This is a genomic window from Streptomyces sp. NPDC059668 (assembly GCF_042734135.1).
Lineage (GTDB): Bacteria > Actinomycetota > Actinomycetes > Streptomycetales > Streptomycetaceae > Streptomyces.
Genome location: NZ_JBHWEL010000015.1, coordinates 37293 through 57444 on the forward strand (window position 1 = coordinate 37293; position 20152 = coordinate 57444).

Annotated in this window: 17 protein-coding genes; 7 read left to right on the plus strand and 10 right to left on the minus strand. The window is 71.6% G+C overall.

Annotation, left to right across the window (positions count from 1 at the left end):
* The first annotated feature begins 35 nt into the window (after positions 1-35).
* Positions 36-557 (plus strand): GbsR/MarR family transcriptional regulator, encoded by a 522-nt coding sequence (locus ACFV2J_RS14115; protein WP_385082358.1) that lies wholly within the window; start codon positions 36-38, stop codon positions 555-557.
* 17 nt (positions 558-574) lie between these two features.
* Here the strand turns inward: ACFV2J_RS14115 and ACFV2J_RS14120 are convergent, their stop codons facing one another.
* Positions 575-1477: a diacylglycerol kinase gene (locus ACFV2J_RS14120; protein ID WP_385082360.1), complete on the minus strand. Its 903-nt coding sequence runs from the start codon at positions 1475-1477 to the stop codon at positions 575-577.
* 191 nt (positions 1478-1668) lie between these two features.
* Between ACFV2J_RS14120 and ACFV2J_RS14125 the strand changes: the two genes are divergently transcribed.
* A complete protein-coding gene (locus tag ACFV2J_RS14125; RefSeq protein ID WP_385082362.1) occupies positions 1669-2952 on the plus strand; it encodes an adenylosuccinate synthase in 1284 nt (427 codons plus the stop codon).
* Between the two features lie 65 nt (positions 2953-3017).
* Here the strand turns inward: ACFV2J_RS14125 and ACFV2J_RS14130 are convergent, their stop codons facing one another.
* Positions 3018-3212, minus strand: a complete 195-nt coding sequence (locus ACFV2J_RS14130) for a DUF397 domain-containing protein (protein WP_385082363.1) — start codon at positions 3210-3212, stop codon at positions 3018-3020.
* Positions 3209-4045 (minus strand): helix-turn-helix transcriptional regulator, encoded by an 837-nt coding sequence (locus tag ACFV2J_RS14135; protein ID WP_385082395.1) that lies wholly within the window; start codon positions 4043-4045, stop codon positions 3209-3211. Before ACFV2J_RS14135 ends, ACFV2J_RS14130 begins: the two co-directional genes overlap by 4 nt.
* Positions 4046-4169: 124 nt before the next feature.
* Here ACFV2J_RS14135 and ACFV2J_RS14140 point away from each other — a divergent pair, with 124 nt between their 5' ends.
* Together ACFV2J_RS14140 and ACFV2J_RS14145 are read left to right on the plus strand one after the other, a co-directional pair.
* Entirely contained in the window at positions 4170-4601 is a 432-nt protein-coding gene (locus tag ACFV2J_RS14140; RefSeq protein ID WP_385082364.1) for a hypothetical protein, read from the plus strand.
* 194 nt (positions 4602-4795) lie between these two features.
* Entirely contained in the window at positions 4796-6613 is a 1818-nt protein-coding gene (locus tag ACFV2J_RS14145; protein WP_385438744.1) for a bifunctional metallophosphatase/5'-nucleotidase, read from the plus strand.
* A 70-nt stretch (positions 6614-6683) separates the two neighbouring features.
* On the opposite strand, the gene ACFV2J_RS14150 is transcribed toward ACFV2J_RS14145, so the two are convergent.
* The 6 genes from ACFV2J_RS14150 to ACFV2J_RS14175 all read right to left on the minus strand — a co-directional run bounded on the left by ACFV2J_RS14150 (position 6684) and on the right by ACFV2J_RS14175 (position 14749).
* Entirely contained in the window at positions 6684-7349 is a 666-nt protein-coding gene (locus ACFV2J_RS14150) for a class F sortase (RefSeq protein ID WP_385084506.1), read from the minus strand.
* 119 nt (positions 7350-7468) lie between these two features.
* Entirely contained in the window at positions 7469-8374 is a 906-nt protein-coding gene (locus tag ACFV2J_RS14155; RefSeq protein WP_385084504.1) for a hypothetical protein, read from the minus strand.
* A gap of 761 nt (positions 8375-9135) precedes the next feature.
* Positions 9136-9786: a hypothetical protein gene (locus ACFV2J_RS14160; protein WP_385084502.1), complete on the minus strand. Its 651-nt coding sequence runs from the start codon at positions 9784-9786 to the stop codon at positions 9136-9138.
* Positions 9787-9852: 66 nt separating this feature from the next.
* On the minus strand, positions 9853-12321 hold the full coding sequence (locus ACFV2J_RS14165; RefSeq protein WP_385084500.1) for a glycosyltransferase: 2469 nt from the start codon (positions 12319-12321) through the stop codon (positions 9853-9855).
* Positions 12318-13016: a GntR family transcriptional regulator gene (locus ACFV2J_RS14170; protein WP_385084498.1), complete on the minus strand. Its 699-nt coding sequence runs from the start codon at positions 13014-13016 to the stop codon at positions 12318-12320. The genes ACFV2J_RS14165 and ACFV2J_RS14170 overlap by 4 nt, the downstream gene beginning before the upstream one ends.
* Before the next feature lie 377 nt (positions 13017-13393).
* Positions 13394-14749 carry an aspartate aminotransferase family protein gene (locus tag ACFV2J_RS14175; protein WP_385084496.1) on the minus strand — a complete coding sequence of 452 codons (1356 nt, stop codon included), beginning with the start codon at positions 14747-14749 and terminating at the stop codon, positions 13394-13396.
* Positions 14750-14993: 244 nt separating this feature from the next.
* Here ACFV2J_RS14175 and ACFV2J_RS14180 point away from each other — a divergent pair, with 244 nt between their 5' ends.
* Together ACFV2J_RS14180 and ACFV2J_RS14185 are read left to right on the plus strand one after the other, a co-directional pair.
* Positions 14994-16949, plus strand: coding sequence for a serine/threonine-protein kinase (locus tag ACFV2J_RS14180; RefSeq protein WP_385438752.1), 1956 nt, complete (start codon positions 14994-14996; stop codon positions 16947-16949).
* 140 nt (positions 16950-17089) lie between these two features.
* Positions 17090-18643: a PstS family phosphate ABC transporter substrate-binding protein gene (locus ACFV2J_RS14185; protein ID WP_385084492.1), complete on the plus strand. Its 1554-nt coding sequence runs from the start codon at positions 17090-17092 to the stop codon at positions 18641-18643.
* Positions 18644-18668: 25 nt separating this feature from the next.
* Here ACFV2J_RS14185 and ACFV2J_RS14190 read toward each other — a convergent pair whose 3' ends face one another.
* Positions 18669-19415 (minus strand): SLATT domain-containing protein, encoded by a 747-nt coding sequence (locus ACFV2J_RS14190; protein WP_385084490.1) that lies wholly within the window; start codon positions 19413-19415, stop codon positions 18669-18671.
* Between the two features lie 335 nt (positions 19416-19750).
* On the opposite strand from ACFV2J_RS14190, the gene ACFV2J_RS14195 reads away from it, so the two are divergent.
* Positions 19751-20095: a YbaB/EbfC family nucleoid-associated protein gene (locus ACFV2J_RS14195; RefSeq protein ID WP_351948881.1), complete on the plus strand. Its 345-nt coding sequence runs from the start codon at positions 19751-19753 to the stop codon at positions 20093-20095.
* The last annotated feature ends 57 nt before the right edge of the window (positions 20096-20152 follow it).

Sequence of the window (20152 nt, forward strand, 5' to 3'; positions counted from 1 at the left end):
GACGGTGACGCGTGAGCAGGGGAGATGATCGACAGATGGAGCGACCGAGTGCGGCGGAGCGGGACCCGGAGGTGGTCTCGCAGTTCGTCGAGGGCTTCGCGGCGCAGCTCGTCGAGGCCGGGATGCAGCGGATGCCCGCCCGGGTCTTCGCGGCGCTGCTCGCCTCCGACTCCGGTGCCATGACCTCCGCCGAACTCGGCGAGCGGCTCCAGGTCAGCCCCGCTGCCGTCTCCGGCGCGGTGCGCTATCTCGCGCAGCAGCACATGGTCTCGCGCGAGCGGGAGCCCGGCTCCCGGCGCGAGCGGTACCGCGTGCACAGCGACCAGTGGTACGAGGCGCTGACCAGCCGCGACGCCGTGCTCAAGCGGTGGGAGACGGCTCTGCGCGCGGGTGTCGAGAGCCTCGGTCCCGCGACCCCCGCCGGCCGCCGGCTCGCCGAGACCCTCGCCTTCTTCGAGTTCATCGACGGTGAGATCGCCGGGATGATGGAACGCTGGCGCGCCCACCGCGAGAAGCTGTTCGGCGTCGGCGACGGCGACGGCGACCGCGACCGCTGACGAGACGCGGCCGGGCTTCACCCCGGAAGGGTCAGCCCCCAGCCTCCCTCCCGCACCGTCCACGTCCGTGTCCGCACCGGCCCGGAGACCAGCGAGTCCGCCCGGTACCTGAAGTCGGCCCCGGACACGGTGACCCGCCGCCCCACCGCCCGCAACGACGAGGCCTGCGCCCCCACGGAGACCGGCCGCACCTCCACCACCGCGCCCCCGGAGACCCCCGGTGTCACGGACACCGTCTCCACCGGCTGATCCAGATCGACCAGGGTCACCCCGTCGACCTCGACCCGCAGCCGCGAAGGCCCCGGCCCGGCGGGCAGCGCCCCCACCCGTCCCCAGGTCCTCGCCCTCGCGCGCCCCGACGCCACCCCCGCGGGCCGCGTGGCGAGCGTACGGACCAACGACTGGCAGGTGCGCAGCCACGGATGCGCCCCAGGAGCGTGGACCCCCCTCTCCTCCGCCCCGTCGGCGACCGGCACCGGCGAACCCAGCGGCGGTATCCGCAGCGCCCCCAGTACGACCCCGTCGCTGTCGTCGACCAGCAGGTCCAGCCGCCGCTCGACCCCGTCGAGCACCGCGCGCGCCGCGGCCACCGCCCCCGTGGGCACCCCCAGGGCCCGCGCGAGGGAGAGTGATCCCCCGACGGGCACCAGCGACAACCCGCACACGGCCAGGTCGCGTTGTCGGTGCAAAAGGGACACGGCCCGCAGCAGGGTCCGGTCGTCGCCCACGACGACCGGCCTCCGGGACCCTCTGCGGGCCAGCGCCCGGGCGAATTCCTCGGGCCCCTCCGGGAGGCACACCTTCGTGACCGCACCCGCGCTGAGCACGTCTTTTGCGATCCGTACCGACTCACCGTCATGGCGACGGGCGACCGGGTCGATGACCACCAGAAGCTGGTCGGAAGCCGCCACCTCGGTCATGCCTCGCTTCCTCGGGTAGCATCTTTGTGCAAGAGCCCCTTGCGCTATTGCGCCAGGGGCTTCGTCTATTCCGGGGCATCCGGTCCGACGGTCGCGGCCAAAGGAGGTCGCCGGCGTACGCAGCCGTGCGAAGAATCAGCCGCGTACGTCCCCGACCTTGGACATGCCCCGCCCGGAAGGGGTGTACGCCTGTGCCCGCACTTGTGCTGCTCGGTGCTCAGTGGGGTGACGAAGGCAAGGGAAAGGCCACCGACCTGCTCGGTGGATCCGTGGACTATGTGGTGCGCTACCAGGGCGGCAACAACGCCGGCCATACGGTAGTCGTGGGCGATCAGAAGTACGCCCTCCACCTCCTCCCTTCCGGAATCCTCACGCCGGAGTGCACTCCGGTGATCGGAAACGGTGTCGTCGTCGACCCGTCGGTCCTGTTCTCCGAGCTGAACGGACTGAACGAGCGTGGCGTCGACACCTCGAAGCTTCTGATCAGCGGAAACGCTCACATCATCACGCCGTACAACGTCACCGTCGACAAGGTGACGGAACGCTTCCTCGGGAAGCGGAAGATCGGTACGACGGGACGGGGCATCGGGCCCACCTACGCGGACAAGATCAACCGCGTCGGCATCCGCGTCCAGGACCTCTACGACGAGTCGATCCTCACGCAGAAGGTCGAGGCGGCCCTCGACGGCAAGAACCAGCTCCTCACCAAGGTCTTCAACCGCCGTGCCATCGAGGCGGGCCAGGTCGTCGAGGAACTGCTGACGTACGCGGAGCGGCTGCGCCCGTACGTGGCCGACACGGTCCTGGTGCTCAACAAGGCGCTCGACGAGAACAAGGTGGTCCTCTTCGAGGGCGGCCAGGGCACCCTGCTGGACATCGACCACGGCACCTACCCCTTCGTCACCTCCAGCAACCCGACCGCCGGTGGCGCCTGCACCGGCGCGGGCGTCGGCCCGACGAAGATCAGCCGGGTCATCGGCATCCTAAAGGCCTACACCACCCGCGTCGGCTCGGGCCCGTTCCCGACCGAGCTCTTCGACGACGACGGCGACGCGCTGCGCCGCATCGGCGGCGAGCGGGGCGTCACGACCGGCCGCGACCGCCGCTGCGGCTGGTTCGACGCGGTCATCGCCCGTTACGCGACCCGGGTCAACGGCCTGACGGACTTCTTCCTCACCAAGCTGGACGTCCTGACCGGCTGGGACGAGATCCCGGTCTGCGTGGCGTACGAGATCGACGGCAAGCGCGTCGAGGAACTCCCGTACTCCCAGACCGACTTCCACCACGCGAAGCCGATCTACGAGACCCTGCCGGGCTGGTCCGAGGACATCACCAAGGCGAAGTCCTTCTCCGACCTGCCGAAGAACGCCCAGGCGTACGTCAGGGCGCTGGAGGACATGTCGGGCGCGCCGATCTCCGCGATCGGGGTCGGCCCCGGCCGCGACGAGACGATCGAGATCAACTCGTTCATCTAGAACACCCGTTGAGCGCGCCCCCGGTGAGGCTTCGGCCGACCCGGGGGTGCGCTGTGTCCGGACCGTCAGACGGAGTCGGCGAACCGGCGCCAGGCGGCGGGGGTGACGGAGAGGGCGGGGCCGGTGGGGTTCTTGGAGTCGCGGATGTGGATGGCGTCCACTCGCGTGGGGCGGTGTTCGTGGGCGACTTCGAGGCAGTTCCCGCCGCCGTCGTCGCTGTAGCTGGACTTGAACCACCGCAGGGCTCCGGTGCGGGTCATTGTTCGTCTCCTGCCAAGTGCTCGATGAGGAGCAGGGATTCGTCGGGACTGAGGGCCTGTGCGCGGATCTTCGCATAGCGGTGTGCGAGTTGGGACACCTGCGGAGGCTCGCTGACCAGAATGCCCTGGTCCTCGATCTCCATATAGACGACGTGGTCGTGTTCCCGGGTCACGACGAGTTTCATGGCACCACGGGCGCCGGCATACGTTCCGCGCAGGCCGCGATCCATCGGCAGCACCTGTACGCAGACGTTGTCCCGTCGGGAGTCCTCGGCGAGCGAGCGAAGCTGTTCGCGCATGATTTCCCAGCTGCCGAACGGCCGCCTCAGTACGCCTTCTTCCAGAATTAGTTCGATCATCGGGGCGGGGTTCTGGTCGAAGAGTCGGCGACGGGCCAGCCGTGCCTCCACCAGCTCCTCTCGCTTCTCCTCGGAGACCGGTGGGTAGCCGCCACCGATCAACGCCCGTGCGTACGCCTCGGTCTGGAACAGGCCGTCTACGACCAAGGTCTCGTACGAGGAGATCGTCACGGCTCCGGCCTCCATCTCCGAGAAGCCACGGAACCGCGTCGGATACTTCTCCAGCAACACGAACCTGCGCGCCTTCTCGAACAGCCCGAACCCACCCCCGATCACCTCCTCCAGCTTGACGAGCATCTTGTCGCTCGCCGGCTGCGCGCACGTCTCCATCGCGCTGATCGCGGACGCCGTGTAACCGATCTGCTTGCCCAACTCCTCCTGCGTCAGCTGATGTTGTTCGCGGAAGGCCTTCGACATGGCGGCGACCATGTGTGCCGTCCCACCCGCTTCCGCCTTGTTCTCCGCCCGCGCCATGCGGTCACCCCCGAACTCAACCGAACTCAACCGAACTGCATAGACCGGCGTCAGCATCCGCACCGTTGCCGGTGGTCGACGCAGAGTCATGGAAACGCTAGCCCCGCCTGCGGAAACTGTCCTCATGGATACGCAAAGTGACGAAGTAAACCCGGCGCTACCCCCAGTCACCCCGGAGATCCCGGACTGGATCCCCCCGTCCGGCATCCAACTCCGCAAGGCCGGCGTCCAGTTCGACGCCGTCCGGGTGGACGGTGACCCCGGCCGCACCGTCGCCGACCGCCTCGCGCGAGCGACCGGGGGCAACCCGGGCCCGGTCGTCGAGGAGGCCCGCGGACGCCGTGCCGTCTACTTCCTCGTCCCCGCCGGCAGCACCGCCCACCGCTCGTGGCCGCCCGGAGTCACCCGCCTCACCGCGGGCCCGCACCACGTCGCGTACGTCCCGGTGCCCGCGCTGGGCGGCCTGACCTGGCCCCTGGCCTGGCGCTACCGGCCCACGGCACGCGACCACCTCGTCCACACGCTGCTGCTGCGCGCGGTGGCGGAGGGCTGCTGAACGGCCGGCGGTGCGGGCGGGTCCGGGAGCGCCGAGATGCGGACCGCTCCCGGAATGCCCATCCTTGACCTGGACATGGCTTGCTCCTGGTTCCGGACGGGGCGGGACCCGACCACGATCTACGCGTGTAGTCCCCGTTCGGCCCGCACGGCCCGTTCCTCCGTCCGCCTCAGCCCCGTCCCCAGGAGCCCCGTATGCCCGTCAACCCGCTGAACCGCCGGGAGTTCGTGAAGAGGTCCGCCGTCACCGGCGCGGCCGTGGCCGTCGCGGGGACGGCCGCGGCGACCCCGGCGCAGGCCGCGGGACGCAAGCCGGAGAAGAAGCCCCGTACCTGGTCGTTCTCCATCCTGGGCACCACCGACCTGCACAGCCACGTCTTCGACTGGGACTACTACACCGACGCGGCGTACACGGACAAGGCCGGCAACTCCGTGGGCGTCGCCCGGGTCGCCACCCTGGTCAAGCAGCAGCGGGCCGCGAAGGGCGCGGACCGGGTGCTGCTCGTGGACGCGGGCGACATCATCCAGGGGACCTCGCTCGCGTACTACTACGCCCGCGTCGACCCCATCACCGGCACCGGCGGCAGGCGCGGACCGGTGCACCCGATGGCGATCGCCATGAACGCCATGAAGTACGACGCCGCCGCGCTCGGCAACCACGAGTTCAACTACGGCATCGAGACCCTGCGCCGGTTCGAGAAGCAGTGCCACTTCCCGCTGCTCGGCGCCAACGCCCTGGATGCCAAGACACTCCGGCCCGCCTTCCAGCCGTACACCGTGAAGCGGATCCGGGTGCCCGGCGCCCCGGACATCAAGGTCGGCGTCCTGGGGCTGACCAACCCCGGGATCGCCCTGTGGGACAAGGACAACGTCGCCGGGAAGATGGCGTTCACGGGCCTCGTGGAGCAGGCGAAGAAGTACGTGCCGCGGATGCGCGCCCTCGGCTGCGACGTCGTGTTCCTCACCGACCACTCCGGCCTCGACGGGTCGTCCTCGTACGGCGACGAGCTCCCGTACGTCGAGAACGCGTCGAACCTGGTCGCCGCGCAGGTGCCCGGCATCGACGCCATCCTCGTCGGCCACACCCACACCGAGGTCTCCTCCTACACGGTCACCAACACCGCCACCGGCAAGGACGTCGTCCTGTCGGAGCCGTACTGCTACGGCATGCGGCTGACCGTCTTCGACTTCGAGCTGGAGCTCGCGCACGGCCAGTGGAAGGTGACGAGCACCAAGGCGCAGACCCTCAACAGCAACACCGTCGCCGAGGACCCGGAGATCACCAAGCTCCTGGCGGCGGACCACGAGCTGGTCGTGAAATACGTGAACACGCCCGTCGGCACGTGCACCACCGACCTCTCCGCGGCGGAGGCGTGCTGGAAGGACGTGCCCGTCATGGACTTCATCCACCAGGTCCAGATGGCGGCCGTCGCCACCGGCCTGTCGACGGCCGACGCGGCCCTGCCGCTCATCTCCGTCGCCGCGCCCTTCAGCCGTACGGCGGACATCCCGCGGGGCGACGTCACCATCCGGGACGTGGCGGGGCTCTACATCTACGACAACACCCTCTACGGCAAGAAGCTCACGGGCGCCCAGCTGAAGGACTACCTGGAGTACGCGGCGAAGTACTACTACCGGGTCCCGTCCGGCACGAAGGTGGACACCGCCACCCTCACCAACGCCAACAGCTTCTGGGACTACATGTACGACACGGCCGCGGGCGTCGACTACGACATCGACATCGCGCAGGCCGAGGGCTCCCGGATCAAGAACCTCAGCTACCGGGGCGCGGCGGTGACCGACGACCAGGTCTTCGTGGTGGCCGTCAACAACTACCGCGCCAACGGCGGCAGCGGCTACCCGCACATCGCGGCCGCCGACATCGCCTACAGCTCGACCAACGAGATCCGTCAGCTGATGATCGACTACGTCACGTCCAAGGGCACCCTCGACCCGGCGGACTTCGCCGACGGCAACTGGAAGCTGACGCAGGACGGGATGCCGGTGTTCTGAGGCACCCGCGTCCCGGGAGGGCGCCTCGGCCGGCGTCCTCCTGCCGGGGCGCCGGCCGCGGTGGCGCCGTTCAGACGAGGTGGGCGAAGACCACCAGGTTCTCGGTGTAGTCCTTCGCGCTGTGGTCGTAGTCACCGGCGCAGGTGATCAGCCGGACCTGGGCCTGCGGGGTGTCGGCGTACACGCGGTCGTTGGGGAAGTGGTCCTTCTCGAAGGTCTCGGCGTCGTCGACCACGAAGGACGCGGTGAGGCCGTCCGCCCGCTCCACCCTGAAGGTGTCCCCCTTCTTGAGCGAGCTGAGTCTCGCGAACACGGCCGCCGAGGTCTTCGTGTCCACGTGGCCGGCGACGATCGAGGTTCCCGCTTCCCCCGGGGTCACTCCGTCGGCGTACCAGCCGACCATGTTCACGTTGTCCGCGGGAGGGGGGTTGAGGTGGCCCTTCGCGTCGATCGACAGGGCCGTGAAGGGCGCGTCCACCCCGATCTTCGGGATGACCAGCCGGGTCGGCGCGGACTCCGGCAGGTGCTTGCCCGGCACCGGGGTCGACCACGGCATGAGCGCGGCCGAGTCGTGGGGTGTCCGGGAGTCGTCGGCCGGTTTGGCGGGGCTGCCGAACACGCCCAGCACCAGAAGCAGGATTCCGGCGCACCAGACGCTCAACGGTACGCCGGAACGGGAGCCCTGCCGTTGCGGCACGGGCTCGGTCACGACAGGGGAGGACAGCCGGGCTGTCATCGGGAACCACCTCACTAGGGCACTGCGGCGCAGCGGGCACGGCACGCGGGGAAGCCGGCCGGGCCGTCACGACGGGGATGACCCGCGGCGGCCTCGGCCGATGGGACGCCGGACTCCGGTCAGGACAGGCCGCCCGCCGCACCCCTGCGGCGCACCGCGTACACGCCCGCGGCGGCGAGCGTCAGGACCGCGAGACCGGCGGCCGTGACACCCTTGCCGGCGAGCGCGCCGCCGCCGGTGTGCATGCCTCCGTTGGGCTTGTCACGGCCGGAGTCGTTGCCTCCGTTGTCACGCCCGGAGTCGTTGCCGCCGTTGTCGCGGCCGGAGTCGTTGCCTCCGTTGTCACGCCCGTTGCCGTTGCCGTTCCCGTTTCCGTTGCCGCCGTTGTCCCGGCCGTTCCCGTTGCCGCCGTTGTCGCGGCCGGAGCCCGAGCCGCCGTTGTCGCGCCCGTTCCCGTTCCCGTTGCCGTTGCCGTTCCCGTTCCCGTACCCGCCGGTGCTGTCGTTCTTGTAGGTCTCCGGGTTGAACTTCGCGTCGTCCTTGTTCCAGTCGTCGCTCTTCAGCATGCTGAGCGCGCCGCCGCCGGTGTGGACGCCGCCCCGGGGCCTGTCGTGGTCGGAGCCCTCGTCGTCACGGCCGGAGTCCCCGTCACGGCCGGAGTCCCCGTCACGGCCGGAGTCCCCGCCACGCCCGGAGTCCCCGTCACGACCGGAGTCGCCACCACGGCCGGAGTCCCCGCCCCAGTCCGAGTCGCCCTCCTCGCCCTGGTCGTCGCCCTTCACCTTGGTGTGCACGCCGCCCTTCACCGTGGCGAGCGGACCGATCTTCACCTTGTTGAGGGCGCCGCCGCCGGTGTGCATGCCGCCGTTGGGCCTGTCGTTCCTGCTGCCGTCGTCCTGTTCGTTGCTGTAGGAGGAGTCGTCGTGGCCACCGTCGCCCGCCGTGGCGGCAAAGGCGCCGGGAGCGGCAATCGCGAGGGCGGCCGTGGCCGTCGCGGTAGCGAGAAGCATGCGGGCAGAACGCATTGTCGAGTCCTTCCGTCGCAGCCGAGCCGCTGACACTTTGTCAGCACGTGGGGAACCCGACCCCGACGTGATCCACCGTCAGCCCCTCCCGGCCCGCTCACCACTCGAGCCGCGCAACCGGCGCAGGTCCCGGCGTCGCCCGCCGGGCCTCCAGATGCCGCCCCGGACCCGGCCGGACCACTCTGACCTGCTACTTCATCCTGGGCCATCCGCCGTGTCCCACGCCGGACCGTGCCCAGACACAACCCGATCGGTCGCAACACGACTGCGCGCGGCCGGTCACCCGTCAGCCGGTCCCGCCCGGCCCCGGGCCCCCTCGCCCGAGGCGACGGAGGCCCGTCGGAGCGGCCTGGCGAGGGCTCCCGAAGGGGGTTGTGCGCGGCATTCGGGGGCGGCCCGGAACCGGATGCGTGCGGGACCCGGGCGCCGGGCCGGGCCCGGACGGGGCCGGGGTGAGATCACGGGGGCCGGGGGCGGGGGCGAGGTGATGGCAGGACGGAGGGGCGCCCGCGCGGGCCTCGGGGCCGGGGGGCGACCGTACGGGCTCGCGGACGTGGGACGGCCGGGGCGGCACGGCCCTCGCTGTCCGGCCATGCCTGACGTGGAAGGACGACCGTACGGGCTCGCGGACGTGGGGACGGCCGGCGGCGGACGGGCGCCGATGTCCGGCGGTGCCGGGCGGCGCCGGGTGGCCGGGAGGCGGAGGTGGCCGGCCGGGGGACGCGCGGAGCGGGCCCCACCCCGGCCGGCCAGGGTGCGCCTCAGCTGAAGATGATCATCGATCCCTGGGCGAGGCTCCGGGTCGCCGCCGCGTGCAGCCCCAGCCAGACGTGCCGCTCACGGGCGAACGGGCTCGCGTCGTACGGCGCGGGGGCGGCCGGCTCCTCCAGCTCCGTGGGAGCCGTCGGCGGCTGCGGGGCGGCCGGCGGATTGGCCGGGTCGATGCCGATCGAAGGGGCCACGAACTCGAGCTCGCGCAGCAGCGTCTGGGAGGAGCCCAGCGGGCCGCCCCCGGCGAGGAGCTCGTCGTTGGCGAGCGGATGCGGGAAGTCGACCGGCACGTACGCGCCCGCGTGGTCGTAGTGCCAGACGAGGTGCGACTGCTGGGCGTTGGTCTGGAACATCTCCAGCAACTGCTCGTAGTCGCCGCCCAGCTCGTCCACCGGGGTGATCGCGAGGCCGCACATCTGCAGCAGGTACGCGCGGCGCAGGAAGTGCAGGGCGTCGTAGTCGAAGCCCGCGACCGGGGCGACGTCGCCGGACAGACCCGGCATGTAGGCGTACACGGGGACCGGCGGGAGCCCGGCCTCGCCCAGCACCTTGTCGTACAGCGCCAGTTCCTCGGCGAACGGGTTGTCGGGGGTGTGGCACAGCACGTCGACGAGCGGGACAAGCCACAGGTCACAGGCCAACAGACGGCTCCTCTAGCTCCTGGGGAAGCACGGTGGTCAGGGAAGCGTAATGCGTGGGGCCCGTCCTCAGTCCCCCTCGTGCAGATCCCATACCCAGACCCCGTGCGCCCACGTGCCGGGGTGGCCCACCAGCTTGTCCACGGCCTCCCGCAGCTCGTCCTGGTGGGGCTGCGGGACCAGCACCAGCGCGCCCGCCTTCCAGTACGCGAAATCGACGCGGGCCTGCGCCCGCCAGTTCTTGCCGATCACGGGGACCCTGCCCGAGTACCGCACGTCGCGCAGCATGTTGGACGTGAAGCGGGGCGAGGCGCCGTAGATGCCGATGTGCTCGGGGCCGTAGGGGCCGTTGAAATACCCGCCGGGCAGGGGGAAGCCGAGGCCGGCCGCCGTCTGCCAGTGCAGCGCCTCCGCCGCGCCCGGGTCCGGCAGCGGCACCGGCACCAGGGACTCGCCCCTGGCCGGGTCGACGTACGCCCGCCACGTCCCGTCGGTGAAGAAGGCGGGCACCGGCGCCCGCTCGACCGTCTTCAGGGGCGCCGGGACGAGGGGAAGGAGCGCGGCGGCGACGGCCAGCGCCCCGAAGTACTGGGTGGGGGCGCGGCGGGCGCTCAGCAGCCGCTCGATCGCGACGGCCACCAGCATCCCCAGGGCGGGCGCGCAGATCATCGCGACCCGTCCCTCGATGACGGACTCGAAGAGGGGCTTGCCGGACAGCAGCGCCCAGGGGCCGGGCAGGACGATGTCGGTCGTCGGAATGCGGAACTTCGGACCCAGTGAGAGCATGGCCGCGGCCAGTGCCGTGAAGGCGAGGGCCTTGACGAGCGCCCGCTCCCACAGCCGTACGACGACCGCGAAGGCGAACACGGCCAGCGGCCACCCGTAGAAGGCGTTCTGCTCGGTGGGGTTGAGGGAGAGCGCGCCCGCGCTCCGGGCGTTCCCGGCGAGCAGCGAGCGCTCGGCGAAGGACAGGAGCGCGAGAGGGCTGTTGCCGGCGTTGTCGCCGTGGAGCACGCTCCCGTAGCTCTGCGGCCCCGCGAACTGCCAGTACAGCGGGAACGCGACGATCGGCAGGCACACGGCCCCGGCCACCGCCAGCCCGTTCAGCAGCGGACGCCACGCGGCCCGGGCGGCGTCGCGTCGGGCGAGCCCGTAGCCGAGGGCGAAGAGCGCCATGCCCATCGACGCGAGCAGCAGGGGCTCCTCGCCGAGGAAGATCTGGTACGCCGCCATCAGACCGAGCACGATCCCGTCCCGGACGACGCGCGTGCCGGCGCACAGCCGCAGCGCGCGGTCGACGATCAGCGGGACCATGAACAGGATCACGAAGTTCGGGTGCGCGTTGGCGTGGCTGATCATCGGGGGAGCGAAGGCGGCCAGCGCGGCGCCGGCGAACGCCGCGCCCCGGTGTCCGACGACCCGTTTGGCGATCAGCCAGTACCAGGCGGCGCCGGTGGCGGCCAGGCCCAGCGTCATGACGAGGCCGAGCGCGATCGCCGGGCCGAAGAGCAGGGTGATCGGCGCGAAGGGGACGGACAGGCCCAGCATGACCGTGTTGGCCATGAGGTTCACCCCGTCAGGGAAGCCCTGGAGGGTGGTGAAGAGCGGGTTGTGGAGATGGCGGACGTTGTCCGCCGTGACCGCGAAGAACCACTCCCACTGGTTCTGGTCCTGGAGCGAGTCCGGGAGGTAGCGGCCGTTCGGGTCCGCCCAGCGGCCGGAGTAGAGGGCGACCGCCATGAGGAGGAAGAGGGAGACCGCGAGGAGGTCCGCGGGGCGGACGGAGCGGGCCTTGAGGAGGGTCAGTTCGGCGAGGACGCGGCCGTAGTCGAGGGGCCGTACCTTCGAGCCCGGCTGGTGGGACCAGCGCACCGGGACCTCGGCCACCGGCCAGCCCGAGCGGCGGAAGTGCTGGAGCACCTCCACGTCGATGCCCCAGCCGTTGAGCCGCGACGCGCCGAACGCCTCCCGTGCCCGCTCGCCGTCGAAGAGCTTGAACCCGCACTGGGTGTCGCGTATGCCGGGTACCGCGACGCTGCGTATCAGGAAGTTCCCGGCGCGGCCGAGCAGCTCGCGCAGCCGGTGCTGGTGCGTGTCTATCGTGGCGCCGGGCGTGGCCCGTGATCCGATCGCGGCCGCGTGGTCCTCGCCGAGCGCCTTGTCGAGCAGCTCCAGCTCCTCGATCGGCGCGGCCAGGTCGGCGTCCGTGACGAGGACGCGGCGGCCGTACGAGGCGAGGACGCCCAGGCGCAGGGCGTGGCCCTTGCCACGGTTGCGGGGGCTGTTGACGAGCTGGACGCGGGATTCGCGGGCGCCGACGGCCGTGACGACGTCCCTCGTGCCGTCGGTGGAGCCGTCGTCCACGACGATCAGCTCCCACCTGCCGAAACGGCTCTCGTTGTCGCGCAGGTGCGTGATGATCGCGTCGAGCGTCGGGGCGAGCCGTCGTTCCTCGTTGTAGGCGGGGACGACGACCGAGAGGTCGATGGCGGGGGCCGGCACGTTCTCCATGACGTCCGTGGTGTGCGGCGCGCTCATTCGGCGGCCAGACGTTCTATGAGGGCCAGGGAGTGCGCGTTGTACTCGGTGACGATCACGTGCGCCGCCCGCGGGTCGCGGCGCGCGAGCGCGTCCACCAGTTCCGTGTGCCTCGACCACAGGTAGCCCCTGAGGTCGTCCAGCCGGCGGAGGTGCTGCACCGTGCACACCCAGGACTGGACGCGCAGGCGGTGCAGGAAGTCGGCCAGGTAGGCGTTGCCGAAGAGGGCGCTCAGTTCGCGCCAGAAGCGGAGGTCGTAGCCGATGAGGATGTTCAGGTCGCCCGCGGCGGCGGCGCGCTGGGCCTCCTCGCCGCGGCGGCGGACGCCCGCGAGGGCGGCGAGGACGCGTGGGTCGTCGGCCAGTTTCATGCCGTCGCCCTCGACGAGGCTGTGGAACATCCCGTCCGTGACGAGGCTGCGGGCCTCGATCATGCCGCGGAAGTCGGCCGGTGAGTACTCGTGCACGCGGAAGCCGCGGTGCTGGTCCGCGTCCAGCAGTCCCTGCGCCGACAGGTCGACGAGGGCCTCGCGGACCGGGGTCGCGGAGACGCCGTACTGCTCGGCGATCTCCTTCACCGTGAACTCCTGCCCCGGCTGGAGGCGGCCTGCCAGCACCTCGTCGCGGAGTGCGTCGGCGATCTGCTGCCGCAGGGTGCTGCGGGTTACGGCGCCAGTGCCGCCGGTGCCGGGCATGGTGTGTCGCTCCCCCATCGCGTACGGGTGCGCGTGCGTGCGCGTGTGCGTTCTCCTATGAGCACGTCACCTTACGCGCTGGGGTTCCCGCAGGGGATTCCTCGCCCCCGCCGCCCCTACCCGTCCCATCCGTACCTGGAGGCTGCCGCCCCCAGACCCCCGCTCCGGCCTGAAGGGCCTTGTCCTCAAACGCGGGACGGGCTGGAGATGCCGGCCTGCGCTATTGGGGTACTGAAAGGCCGACGCCCGGGTCATGCATGTCAGCCCGTCCGGCGTTTGAGGACGAGCCCTTCGGGCGATGGCGGGGGTCCGGGGCGGAGCCCCAGGGACAGGACGGGTCGGGCAAGGGCGGCGGGGGCGAGGGAATGGCGTCGGCGTCAGACCGTGTGTTCGTCGGCTATGGACAGCGCCATGTCCAGGACCGCGAGCCCCTCCTTCGCCTCGGCCTCCGTGACGTTGCACGGCGGCACGACATGCGTACGGTTCATGTTGATGAAGGGCCACAGACCGTGGGCCTTCGCGGTCGCCCCGAACGCCGCCATCGGCGCGTTGTCCGTCCCCGCCGCGTTGTACGGCACCAGCGGCTCCCGCGTCTCCCGGTCCTTGACCAGCTCAAGGGCCCAGAAGACCCCCGTACCGCGCACCTCGCCGACACTGGGATGCCGCTCGGCGAGCTCACGCAGCCCGGGACCGAGCACCGTCTCACCGATCCGCGCGGCCTGCTCGACGATGCCCTCCTCCTCCATCACGTTGATCGTGGCGACGGCCGCCGCACAGGCCAGCGGATGCCCGGAGTAGGTCAGCCCCCCGGGGTAGGGCCGGCGCGCGAAGGTCTCCGCGATCGCCGACGAGATGGCCACCCCGCCCAGCGGCACGTACCCGGAGTTCACGCCCTTGGCGAAGGTCATCAGGTCCGGCGTCACGTCGTAGTGATCGGCGGCGAACCACTTGCCGGTCCGCCCGAACCCGGCCATGACCTCGTCCAGCACGAAGACGATCCCGTACCGGTCGCAGATCTCCCGCACCCCGGCGAGGTAGCCGGGCGGCGGCGTCATGATGCCCGCGGTGCCGGGGATCGTCTCCAGGATGACGGCCGCGATGGTGCCGGGCCCCTCGAAGGCGATCGTGTCCTCCAGGTGCTGGAGCGCCCGCTCGCATTCCTGCTGCTCGTTCTCCGCGTGGAAGGGGGAGCGGTAGAGGAACGGCGCCCAGAAGTGGACGACACCGGCCGCGCCGATGTCGTTCGGCCAGCGCCGCGGGTCACCGGTGAGGTTGATCGCGGTGGAGGTGGCCCCGTGGTACGAGCGGTACGCGGAGAGGATCTTCGGGCGCCCGGTGTGCAGCCGGGCCATCCGCGTCGCGTTCTCGACGGCCTCGGCGCCGCCGTTGGTGAAGAAGATCTTGTCCAGGTCGCCCGGGGTGCGCTCGGCGATCAGCCGGGCCGCCTCCGACCGTGCCTCGACGGCGAAGGCGGGCGCGAACGTCGACAGGGTGGCGGCCTGCTCCTGGATCGCGGCGACGACCTTCGGGTGCTGGTAGCCGATGTTGGTGAAGACGAGCCCGCTGGTGAAGTCCAGATACCGCTTGCCTTCGTAGTCCCAGAAGTACGACCCCTCCGCGCCGGCGACGGCGAGCGGGTCGATGAGCTCCTGCGCGGACCAGGAGTGGAACACGTGCGCGCGGTCCGCGGCCTTCACGGCGGCGCCGACCTGGGGGTTGGGCTGAGGGGTCATGCGCCGAGCGTAGGTGTCCACGGAGCGGACGCGACATCGGCGTCCTGTCTGCGCTCCGGGGCTTTCCGCGACAGTCTGTCGGGCATGGGGGAGGAGGAGACGGACCCGGCGCCCGCGGCCCCGCGACGGGCGTCACGAAACCAGCAGACGCTGTTACGGAACCGTAGACACCACCCCACCCGCCGCCCCTTACGGCCGCACTATCCTCGGGCTGTTGCACACGTACGGGGGAGGGCGCGCGACGATGGAGAAGCTGGGGGGCGGGGACCCGCGTCAGATCGGGGTGTACCGGCTGATGGCGCGGCTCGGTGCCGGCGGGATGGGTAACGTCTATCTCGCACGCTCCGACCGCGGCCGTACCGTCGCGGTGAAACTGGTGCGCGAGGAACTGGCCGAGCAGGAGGAGTTCCGGGCCCGCTTCCGGCAGGAGGTGCAGGCCGCGCGCAGGGTCGGTGGCTACTGGACCGCGCCCGTGCTGGACGCGGACACGGAGGCCGAGATCCCCTGGGTCGCGACCGGTTACGTGGCCGGGCCCAGCCTCCAGACCGTCGTCGGCCACGACCACGGCGCGCTCCCGGAGCGGTCCGTGCGCATCCTCGCGGCCGGGCTCGCGCACGCCCTGAAGGACATCCACGCGGCCGGACTCATCCACCGCGACCTCAAGCCCTCCAACGTGCTCGTGACGATCGACGGCCCGCGCGTCATCGACTTCGGGATCGCGCGCGCCCTGGAGACCGTGACCGACGGCGGCCTCACCCGCACCGGCGCGCTCGTCGGCTCTCCCGGCTTCATGGCGCCCGAGCAGGTCCGCGGCGACCGTGTCACGCCCGCGTGCGACATCTTCAGCCTGGGTTCGGTCCTGTCCTACGCCGCCACGGGCGTACTGCCCTTCGGGGCGACGAGCAGCGGTGTGCACGCGATGATGTTCCGCATCGCGCAGGAGGACCCGGACCTGGAGGGCGTACCGGAGGGGCTCGCCGACCTCGTACGGCACTGTCTGCGCAAGGATCCCGCGGCGCGGCCCTCGCTCGACGAGATCCTGGAGCGGACCGGCGCGGAGGACACCGTCTCGGGCGGCCGGTCCCGTGACCCGTGGCTGCCGAGCGCGCTGGTGGCCCAACTGGGGCGGCACGCGGTGCGGTTGCTGGACACGGAGAATCCGGACGGGGCGCCCGCCGCCCTCCCGCCGGCCCCGGAGCGGACTCCGGACCCGGCCGTGGACCTGTCCAAGTCCCCTGCCGCGCCCGCAGCGTCCGCCGCGTCCGCGGCACCTGATGCGCCCGCCGCACCGGTGGCCCCCGTCGCCTCCGCAGCGGCACCGGTTCCCGAGGTCTCCCCGGAGCACGCCGCCACTCCGCCGCCGGGGCAGCCCGGCTCCCCGGACCATCTCCCCACGATGATCGGGGGTTTCCAGGGGACGCCCCCGCCGGCCGCGCCGCCCGCGCAGCACCCCGCGTACGGCTACCCCCAGCAGCACCCCAGCCCTTCCGGGCCACCCGCGTACGGCTATCCACAGGGCGGCTGGGGCACTCCGCCGGGCTCCTACGGCTCGACGACGCCGTACGGCCCCGGCGCGGGGCCCGTCCCCGGCCCCCTGGAGCCCCCGCACAGGAGCGGCCGTTCCACCGCCGCCCTGATCGTGGTGGCGCTGGTCGTCGCGCTGGGCGCGGGCGGTTCCGTCTACGCCCTGATGCAGGGCGGCAGCGGCGGCGGCACCGACGACTCCAAGGGGGCCCCGGCCACCACCGCGCCCACGACGCCGGGACCGACACCGTCCGGGCCGTCGGCCTCCGCCGCCACCTCCGCCCCCACCGAGTCGTCGGCCTCGCCGTCGGCGCAGGGGGGGACGGTCCCGGAGGGGTTCCTCGGCACCTGGGAGGCCTCCATCGACAACGCGACGGGGCACAACACGCGCCGGCTCACCATCCAGCAGGGCGAGGCCGGTGACACGGTGCTCTCGCTCACCGCGGACGGTCCGCTCGGCAGCGGCACGTACCACTGCGTCTTCCAGGCCGAGCTGACCGCGGCCCCGGCCACCGGCGGCCCGCTGCGGATCGGTCCCTCCCAGGTCTCCTCCGGCGAACCGCTCTCCTCCTGCACGCCGGGCGGCGCCTCCGAGGTGACCCTGCTGCCCGACGGCAGTCTGCGCCGGGTGAACACGGGCTCCGGAGACGCCCTCACGTACACGAAGAGCGGCTGACGGACGTACGGACCCGATAGGCGGCGTACGCCGGGGCGGTCGGCGCGGAAGGCCGCTGAGACTTCATCCGGCGTACGCCGGGCGTTCCCGCTCCGGGCCGTACGGTGACCCCACCGTTGGGCTCGGGGGAGTGGCTCGCGATGGAGTGGTTGAGCGCAGAGAACATAGTGGCCGTCGGGACCGCCGTGATCGGTGTCGTCGCGTCCGCGGTGATGGTCTGGTACGAGCGCCGGGTGCCACGGCGCAAGCGGATCGGGTACCGGGTGCAGATGGACAACCCGGTGGGCGACGACGTGCGTTCGGGGCGCGCCAACGTGCGGCTCGGGCTGTTCGACGAGGCGCCGGGCATGGCGGACGCCACGCTGGTGCTGCTGCGCATCGAGAACGACGGCTCGCAGAGCATCGCCGGGGACGACTACACGAGCCGTGAACGGCACGGCCTGACCGCGGTGTTCACCGACCGCACCATCCGGGGCGTGTCCGTCACCCAGCCGACCGGCACCGACCACCTCATGGACCACTTCACCCCGGCGGCGGGGCTCGGCTACGCGGGCGGCACCCTGCACATCCCGCGCGTCCCGCTCAACCGGGGCGAGCACTTCAAGCTGCTGGTGCTGCTGTCGGGCGGTGACGTGGGATGCCCGATACGGATCGTCGGCGGCATCCGGGACGGCGAGGTCCATCCCAACCGCAGCGCCACGCCGGACGACACGCCGCCCCTGTTCAGCCGGGCGGCCCGCATCATCACCGTCCTGCTCACGGCCTGCGTGGTCACCCTGGCCGCGATCGTGGTCCTGCGCGACGACCACGCGGTCCCGATCGGCTGCGAGAGGGGCACGCTGAGGATCACCGGCTCGACGGCCTTCGCCCCCGCGATCCAGGAGCTGGCACAGCAGTACGAGAAGCACTGCGGTGGGTCCGAGATCACCGTGGACGCGCGCAGCAGTGAAGCCGGGATCCACGACCTCGCGGCCCTGGGCGTCCGCTCGGAGCAGCGCGCCCGGTCCGTGATCGCCTTCTCCGACGGCCCCGCGGTCGACGGGCCCCCGGAACTCTTCGGGACCCGGGTCGCCCTGTCCGTCTTCACCCTGGTCGTCAACGACGACGTCCAGCTCCGGCGGGGGCTGTCCCTGGCCGAGGTACGGCGCGTCTACCGCGGTGAGATCACGCGCTGGAAGCAGCTCGACGCCAGGCTTCCCGACCTGCCCGTCGTCCTGGTCAGCCGCAACGCCGAGTCCGGTACCCGGCAGATCTTCCAGCGCCGGGTCCTGGGGGCCTGGGAGCGAGTCCCCAGCACGTCCCTGGACTGTGAGCGCAAGGGCGACGGCACGGCCCCCGTCATGCGCTGCGAACTCGACTCCACGCAGAAGGTGCTGGACCACGTGGCCGAGATCCCCGGCGCCATCGGCTACAGCGAACTCACCCTCGCCACCGGCCACAAGGGGCTGCGGCCCGTGGCCCTCGACGGTGCCGCGGCCTCGGTCGCGGACATCGAGAACGGCAGGAGCGACTACCCGTACCGCGGGGTCGAGTACGCCTACACCTACCGCCGCCCGCCGGCCGGTTCCCTCGCCGCGAGCTTCCTCGCCTACGTCGTCCAGGGCACCGGTGAGAGCGTCATCCGTGCCCACGGCCAGCTTTCGTGCTCGGCGTCGAAGGCGCTGCGGATGTGCGACGACGAGGGGCGGGACTGAGGGGGCGAGCCGGTCCGAGGCCGCCTCATCTCGACTCCGGCGGGCGCTGACGGGGCATGTTCGGGCGGGCCCCGTTCGGGTGCGCCGTGAACCTGCCCTGTGCCGCCCCCGCGTCCGTCCTCGCCCCGGTGACCGGTGAGGACTGGATGCCGAGGGGGGCGGAGCCGGTGCGGAACTCCACCATCCAGTCCGCCGTCTCGGCCCTGACCAGCTCCGTGACGTCCTCCGAGAACCTGCGCAGGACGCCGAGACACCGTTCCGCCGCCTCGCCGGCGGTGCCCTCCGCGGGCCCCAGCACCTCCCGCACGCTCTCGGACGCCCAGTCGAACTGGAGCACCTGGAGCCGTCGCTGCACGGCCTGCGCCGTGGCCACGTCCCTTATCCATCCGGAGGTCACCCCGAAGAACCGGTCGGCCGCCACACACGCCACCCCGAACAGCAGCGCGAGATATCCCCAGGGAGCCACGCCACCGACCACTCCGGTGAGGTCCAGCAGCGGCAGCGCGGCTCCGGCCACCGCCCCCAGCGCCGCCCCGCCCCGCAGTCCCCGGGCCGCCCACCGCTTGCCCGCCCGGTCCGTGAGGTACCAGGACGCCGTGTCGAGAGCCCCGCGTTCCACCCACTGGTACAGCTCGTGGAGCCGTTCGGCCGGTTCCCCCCAGTCCCCGAGGGGGAGCGGCCGGCCGGTCAGGTCGCCCGGCCGGGGCCCCGCGGCCCCGTCGTTCCGAGCGTCCTGGGGCGCCCCCTCGGGCTGCATCTCCGGCTGGCTCACCCGGCACTCCCTACTGACGACGGTGATGACACCGACGTCGACGCGGGCCACGACCCCGGCGACGACGGCTCCGACGAAAACTAGTGACGTTGTGTGATGCTGCGTGACGCATGATGCTCAGGCGCCGCCCCTTTCCTACCGCCCAATGGGTGGCGATGGCCCGGTTTTCACCGGTTTTCCGCCCGCAAGAGGGCCTTGGTCAGGTATAGGCGGGCGGACGGTGTCACTCGAAAGAGTGCTGGGGCGACCGGCCCGTCGACCACGTAGGCTCGTGCTGAGCGGGAAAACCTCGTCCGCACAGTGGTGCCGATAGCCGTACGACCCAGGAGCTGATCGTGATTCCCGGTGGTGGCCAGCCCAACATGCAGCAGCTGCTCCAGCAGGCCCAGAAGATGCAGCAGGACCTCGCGAACGCGCAGGAGGAACTCGCGCGCACGGAGGTGGAAGGCCAGTCGGGCGGCGGCCTGGTGAAGGCGACGGTGACCGGCTCCGGTGAGCTCCGCGCCCTGGTGATCGACCCGAAGGCGGTCGACCCCGAGGACACGGAGACGCTCGCCGACCTGGTCGTCGCGGCGGTCCAGGCGGCGAACGAGAACGCGCAGGCGCTCCAGCAGCAGAAGCTCGGCCCGCTCGCCCAGGGTCTCGGCGGCGGCAGCGGCATCCCGGGGCTGCCCTTCTAAGACCGGCGGCGGCCAACTACCGTACGTACTGAACGAATCCAGGAAGGGCGGCAGTCC

Bases quoted from the DNA above. Each gene is read 5' to 3' on its own strand.
- ACFV2J_RS14135 (WP_385082395.1), bottom strand. From the start codon at position 4,045: ATGGCGCGGGCGGAGAACAAGGCGGAAGCGGGTGGGACGGCACACATG.
- ACFV2J_RS14115 (WP_385082358.1), top strand. From the start codon at position 36: ATGGAGCGACCGAGTGCGGCGGAGCGGGACCCGGAGGTGGTCTCGCAG.
- ACFV2J_RS14175 (WP_385084496.1), bottom strand. From the start codon at position 14,749: ATGACCCCTCAGCCCAACCCCCAGGTCGGCGCCGCCGTGAAGGCCGCG.
- ACFV2J_RS14130 (WP_385082363.1), bottom strand. From the start codon at position 3,212: ATGACCCGCACCGGAGCCCTGCGGTGGTTCAAGTCCAGCTACAGCGAC.
- ACFV2J_RS14150 (WP_385084506.1), bottom strand. From the start codon at position 7,349: ATGACAGCCCGGCTGTCCTCCCCTGTCGTGACCGAGCCCGTGCCGCAA.
- ACFV2J_RS14185 (WP_385084492.1), top strand. From the start codon at position 17,090: ATGGAGTGGTTGAGCGCAGAGAACATAGTGGCCGTCGGGACCGCCGTG.
- ACFV2J_RS14170 (WP_385084498.1), bottom strand. From the start codon at position 13,016: ATGCCCGGCACCGGCGGCACTGGCGCCGTAACCCGCAGCACCCTGCGG.
- ACFV2J_RS14155 (WP_385084504.1), bottom strand. From the start codon at position 8,374: ATGCGTTCTGCCCGCATGCTTCTCGCTACCGCGACGGCCACGGCCGCC.
- ACFV2J_RS14165 (WP_385084500.1), bottom strand. From the start codon at position 12,321: ATGAGCGCGCCGCACACCACGGACGTCATGGAGAACGTGCCGGCCCCC.
- ACFV2J_RS14120 (WP_385082360.1), bottom strand. From the start codon at position 1,477: ATGACCGAGGTGGCGGCTTCCGACCAGCTTCTGGTGGTCATCGACCCG.
- ACFV2J_RS14145 (WP_385438744.1), top strand. From the start codon at position 4,796: ATGCCCGTCAACCCGCTGAACCGCCGGGAGTTCGTGAAGAGGTCCGCC.
- ACFV2J_RS14180 (WP_385438752.1), top strand. From the start codon at position 14,994: ATGGAGAAGCTGGGGGGCGGGGACCCGCGTCAGATCGGGGTGTACCGG.
- ACFV2J_RS14140 (WP_385082364.1), top strand. From the start codon at position 4,170: ATGGATACGCAAAGTGACGAAGTAAACCCGGCGCTACCCCCAGTCACC.